The organism is Rhodococcus sp. NPDC079359 (assembly GCF_040702585.1).
Lineage (GTDB): Bacteria > Actinomycetota > Actinomycetes > Mycobacteriales > Mycobacteriaceae > Rhodococcoides.
In genome coordinates this window covers 1-5,763 of the sequence record NZ_JBFBLH010000023.1, presented here as the reverse complement: position 1 = coordinate 5,763, position 5,763 = coordinate 1, and the positions used below count along the sequence as shown (strand labels likewise).

Genomic DNA, 5,763 nt, shown 5'->3' with positions numbered 1-5,763 from the left:
CTCAGCTCGAAAGCGCCTAACATACAACACAACTCGTTGATCATGAACCGGATGGTTCACCGATCCGAATTACACCACCCCATGGGGCACTATCCGTCAGCAACACGCCAATGCAAAGGACAGAGTTTCTGAAACCGTTTGCAGTCGTGCGTAACTGATGCGAGTTGTCACGCGTAACCGACACGCACACTGCGTAACACCGCCGATGGCGCGCAATGCAGACGAGTAGCACGGCCAGAGATAGTGCCCCACGGGGCACTATCATCGACATTTCGCCGGAGGCGTCCACGCCGGCGGCTGCGAATTTACGTTTGTAGATCCATAAAATCGGGCGTGCCGTCCTCCCACACCCACGGCTCGGCGAGAAAAACGAGCGTCGCGTCGATTCGAAAGAGTGACTACGCTCGGTCGTGCAGCTTAGTTCACTGGTGCTGAGTCAAAGTAGTCCTCATAGCGTTGCCGCAAATTGTAGTAGGTCGCCGGGGCCGCGTTGCGCTGCTGCTCAGGGGAGAGCCCGAGCCTTTCCAGCATCACCAGGTGCAGCAGAGTTTTCGTTACGTAGGTCAACGCAGGTCTGACCTCACGTGGGATTTTCTCCATACCGTCCCATGATGAATGCCCAATCGCGTTGCGCGCATTGACCATCCAGGTAACCCACATGGCCTTGTTATGGAGTACTGTAGCAACGGCCTCGCTGTCGGGGATCGAGGCTAGCTCGCGCATTCGCGCCGCGAAGCCCGGCTGGTTGCGTTGAGTTGCTGAGAGTGCCCATCTCCGCACCGGGCCCTCGGGCAAGGCTTTGATGTAGGCCTTGAGTTCGTGGTGTTCCTGGTCAGAGATGCCGGTTGTAGTCGGACACAGAATTTGATGGATACCCTCGGCAGCAGATGCAACGTTAAACAGCTTGTTCTGAAAGTACCCGGGGCCACCGTAGTCGACGCTGAAAAGCACCGAACCCGACATCCCCAACTGCGCGCGCAGCGTGAGCCAGTCGGAAATGAACCGGTCCGGGACAGTGCCGAGCACGAATACCGGATGCCAACGACGCTCGATCACGTGCTCAGCCTTCATCCGTAACTGGACACGTATGCCTTCGCTGGTGGATAGGACAGCGGACTCGACCCGGCAGTCTGCACTGCCCGCCAATGTAAGGAGGTCTTCGAACGCCCGGATAGTGGTGTCGAAATCCATCCACCTACGGGGTTCATCGGACTCAATAACCAGCTGGACCTCGCTACCCACTCGACGCAAGCTGAGCTGCTCACCAGGACACTGGGGGTTGTTAATGTGATCGGGCAGCGGCGGTCGATCGTGTCCGCGGGTTGCCCAGTCGGTCAGGTTGGACAGGCTTACTGACACCCGACGAAAGATCTGATCGTCGCCGGAAGCGATGTGAGCGCCAATTAGCGCAGCATGCACGTACACCTCCTGGGTCGACTCCTCAGCGGACAGGACCAGACAGCCCAGTAGAGTTACTGGCGTGGCGTCGTCGGTTACACCCCACACAGTTATGTGGTTGCTATCGGTCTTAGGGACGACACGGCAACCGAGCTTTAAGCGCAAAGAACCGTCGTGAACGGTCGTGAGATCGCCAGCGCCGGTGTGGTCGCTATCGGATGGCATCCACCACTGCCCGTTGTCCACGATCACAGGTCCACCTCCGCCATAGGTCTAATCGCTCAGCCCGGACGGACTTCGCCGCTCACCCAGCTCGATAGCATGCCACCTAAGTGGCAACGACTCTGCATTCATGATCCAAATCCAGAGAATCCTCAACCGCAGACCGTCGCCGCTCTCGGTCGTCCCTACATGATGACTTGTGCGATGCCTTTGGCGCGTGAGAGTTGTCGACGAGCATCAGGCCAGCAGCGTTCCGGTGTGACGAATGCGGAAACCTCTTTCTCGCCCTGCTCAAGGCCGGGACAAACTGCGCTGTCCTTGGCCGACAGCCACCGATCAGGTCGAATACGACAGCTACCGCACCGGCAAGACATCCTGACGACAGCACTGGGATGTGTGGCGTGGTCGGAAACGTCACCTTCTTCTTGACCACGAACATCTGCTGGTACGTCTTCTGCCCTTTTGTCGTAGCGCGGCGGTAGCGTGACGGCGCGGCCGCCGCTGGGGCGTCCGTTTGGAGCGGAGGCCGTTTAGAGCGGACTTCAGCTAGGGGTGGTCGAAATGGTCTTTGGATCGAGATTGAGTAATTCCTTTGGAGGCGGCACCAGTGCACCGGGCGGGCCCCCGCCGGAGAGGCCAGCGTGGTTCAGCTCTGACCGAGATTACGAAGCTTTTCTGAAAACGACCAAGATGGATTTAGGCCCACAATCCATAACTTCGACCAGTATCGACGTCGACCATCTCGACGAGAACGGGCGCAGAACCTTGCTCGGCGGCTATGCACTACAGAGCACCCTCGAATTTGTCAGCAGGATGTTCGCGCAGCTTGATGACGCTGCCCTAAACTCGCGGACTAATGCCTGGGAAAAAACCCTCGTCAGCATGCTGACCGGGGAGTTCTCGTCCAAGGTCATCGAATCTGTGAGTAAGGGAAACGTACTGTTACCACCTGCCGCAGTAACTCAACTAATTCGTGAGGCCATTGAATGGTGCTCCATCACCGACGCTGCAACCACGGGAACCGGCAATACAATCCCTATCTTCGGAATCGACGACTTCGTGCTGTTGATGCTGTCGATCAACGGCGATCAGGAACGCCAAGACCTCCCCGACTTCTTTCGGACTTGGCCTCCCACGCAGGACGACCTGGAGCGATACAACGCGGCGATGGCAGTCGACGATGACATGGTTCGCGACGAGGCTCAGCGGCAAATGCTTTCAGATCTAGCCCGGATGCAAGCGAACGCCACCACAGTGCCAGATGTCCTACTTGGCGACGCCTACGATACCTGGTTCAAGAAGTGGCCAGAGTTGGCCCCGCACGACCTGATCGGCGACACCGCTATCGAGGCATTCGAACAGGCCACTGGGGTTTCGCTGACCGAATTCATTAAACTCGGACTCCAGCTTTGGACACGAACCAAGACTGGTGCCGTGACGCTCAACGCCATTGATTTTGCCCAGTGGGCTGATTCGCAGGCTGTCACCTTGATGAAAACTGCGGCTTCTCTCACTGTGCAGGAGTATCGAAAACGGCTCAAGGCCGAGCGTAAGAAGGGGTTGCTTGCGCACCGCCGCTATACGTTCGCCGAGCGGCCCCTTATCCGGTTTGGGGATGATGAGTATGTTGCTTTGCGACCTGTTTGGGTGCTTGATCGCCTTTGTGGCTCGCAGCTGTACTGGCAAACCTTCTTTGCTTTCGGCACCGAGAAGGATCCGCGTGGCGAGCAGTTCAGCCTGGCCTCGAACTATGTCTTTGAAGACACCATCGGATACCTTCTTCGTCGAGCGACTCGAAGAGCTCGGCCGACGATCAAACTGATTACCGAGCGGGAGATGCAGCAAGCATGGAAACAGAGGGGCGACAAGCCGTCCGTCTGCGACTGGGTACTGGCTTCCGGCAAGTACTGCCTCTTGGTCGACGCCACCAATCACTGGCTGGACGAGAAAGCAGCGCAGGGCTTTGCTGATGCCGAGGACTACACCGCGGATCTCGAAGACACATTCGTCAGGAGGAAGTTTCTACAGCTGAGGTCAACAATCGAGCTGCTTGCTCAGCATGGCTGGGAGGGCCGCACCTTCGACGAGCAGACGGTATTCGTACCCATGGTCGTTGTGCCGAACGGAGGTATTCCGCCGAATGTGCTCTCTGATGTTGACCTCAAGCTGCGGTCACACTCCGTCCTCGGGGAGCTCGGCAGGTTCGTAACATCGCCTGGAATCTTGACTTACAGCGAACTTCAAGTCTTCGAGGGAGTGTGCGAACATCGCGGGCCGCAGCTATTCGTCGAAATCCTCGCACGCTGGCGTCTGATGTGCACTGGGGGGATGCCAGTTCGGCCTCAAACCTTCCTCGATATTTCTGGTGTTGATCGACCTGTCAATGGCCAAGTTGAAGTCCCCGCTGGTGGCCAGGTGAAAGTCCCCACCCCGTGTTGATGTTTCCGGTTTTTCAGGGGCGGTCCTTACGGTGTTGTGCGTCTTTCATGCGATAGGACTCGCCGTCGGTGACGACGATGGTGGCGTGGTGGAGCAATCGGTCGAGGATCGAGGCGGCGGTGGTGTGCTCGGGCAGGAACCGGCCCCATTGCTCGAACGGCCAGTGCGATCCGATCGCCAACGAGCGGCGTTCGTAGGCACCGGCGACGAGACGGAACAGCAATTGCGTGCCGGTGTCGTCGAGCGGGGCGAAGCCCATTTCGTCGATGATGATCAGGTCGACCCGCAGCAGTGATTCGATGATTTTGCCGACGGTATTGTCTGCCAATCCGCGATAGAGGGTTTCGACGAGATCGGCGGCGGTGAAGTAGCGGACCTTGTGTCCAGCGTGGACGGCGGCGACACCGAGTCCGATCAAGGTATGCGACTTGCCTGTCCCGGCAGGTCCGATCATCGCCAGGTTCGACTGTGCCCGAACCCATTCCAGGCTGGAGAGGTAGTCGAACACCTTCGGCTGGATCGATGACGCTGCGACGTCAAAGGACTCCAACGTTTTGGTCACCGGGAACGCGGCAGCTTTGAGCCGGTGGACGATGTTGGAGGCATCACGTGCGGCGAGTTCGGACTCGATGAGCGTCCGCAGCACTTCTTCCGGGGTCCAGCGTTGCGTCTTCGCAGTGATCAACACCTCCGGTGCGGTCCGGCGGATTGCAGCCAGTTTCAGGCGACGTAGTCCGGCGTCGAGATCAGCAGCGAGTTCGGGAACATGCTGGGGCGCAGCAGCCTTCGGAGAGTGTGCAGTGGTGGTGTCGGTCATGACGGCACCTGCGTATCGGCGGCAGGGGTCCGGATGGCGTAGGCATCGAGGGAGCGCGTCGGTGCGGTCGGCAGGTCCAGAATCAACGCGTCCCCGGCCGGCCTGGGCTGTGGCGCTCCGGCACCGGCAGCGAGAATCGATCGGACGTCCGCGGCCCGGAATCGACGGAACGCCACCGCTCGGGTCAACGCCGCCACCAACAGTTCGGTGCCATGTGCTGCGCCGAGTGCCAGCAGGATCTCGAGCTCGGATCCGAGCCTGGTGTTGCCGATCGCGGCGGCTCCGACGAGGAATGCTTCTGCTTCGGGTCCGAGTGCGCAGAACTGTTGCTCGACAGTTGTTCTCGGCCTGGGACCACGATGGGGTGCGGGGCGGGCACCGCCGTAATGCTCGTCGAGGACCGACGCGGTCCCCGGCTGGCCCAGGTCGTGTTCGGCGACGACCTCACCGGTGGCCGGCTCGACAACCACCAACCGCCCCTCGGTCTGGACGAGGGTGACGGTCGCGCCGATCAACCGCACCGGCACGGAGTAACGCGCGGACGCGAACCGCACGCAGGACAAGCGATCGACTTTGCGGGTCACCGGCGGTGGACCGATCTCCAGTCGGAGCGATGGCAACGGTGACAACAACTCTCGCTCTTCGTCGAGTTTGTCGTTCGGGATCGCGCATATTTCCGAATGCACCCTGGCGTTGACTTCCGTGCACCACACCCTGGCGGCGGCGTTGGCTGCGTGGACATCGACGGTGGTGTCGGCGATGGCTGATTCGGTGAGCAACGGGACAGCGAGATCGCGTTGGGCGTATCCGACGAGGTTCTCCACGACGCCTTTCGATTGTGGGTCGTTCGCGTGGCAGAAGTCCGGTGCGAACCCGTAATGAGCAGC

The 5,763-nt window shown here is 59.7% G+C and carries 3 protein-coding genes and 1 pseudogene; 1 reads left to right on the top strand and 3 read right to left on the bottom strand.

All coding sequences use genetic code 11. From position 1 onward, the window contains the following. Positions 1 to 417 precede the first annotated feature (417 nt). On the bottom strand, positions 418 to 1,650 hold the full coding sequence (locus AB0362_RS26440; protein ID WP_149405189.1) for a HEPN domain-containing protein: 1,233 nt from the start codon (positions 1,648 to 1,650) through the stop codon (positions 418 to 420). A 531-nt stretch (positions 1,651 to 2,181) separates the two neighbouring features. Here AB0362_RS26440 and AB0362_RS26435 point away from each other — a divergent pair. Further along, positions 2,182 to 4,059, top strand: a complete 1,878-nt coding sequence (locus tag AB0362_RS26435) for a hypothetical protein (RefSeq protein ID WP_317532660.1) — start codon at positions 2,182 to 2,184, stop codon at positions 4,057 to 4,059. 13 nt (positions 4,060 to 4,072) lie between these two features. Here the strand turns inward: AB0362_RS26435 and istB are convergent, their stop codons facing one another. Continuing rightward, positions 4,073 to 4,876, bottom strand: a complete 804-nt coding sequence (istB, locus tag AB0362_RS26430) for an IS21-like element helper ATPase IstB (RefSeq protein WP_317532659.1) — start codon at positions 4,874 to 4,876, stop codon at positions 4,073 to 4,075. Beyond that, a pseudogene (locus AB0362_RS26425) lies at positions 4,873 to 5,763 on the bottom strand (IS21 family transposase); the annotation flags it as partial. The gene istB and the pseudogene AB0362_RS26425, both read right to left, overlap by 4 nt.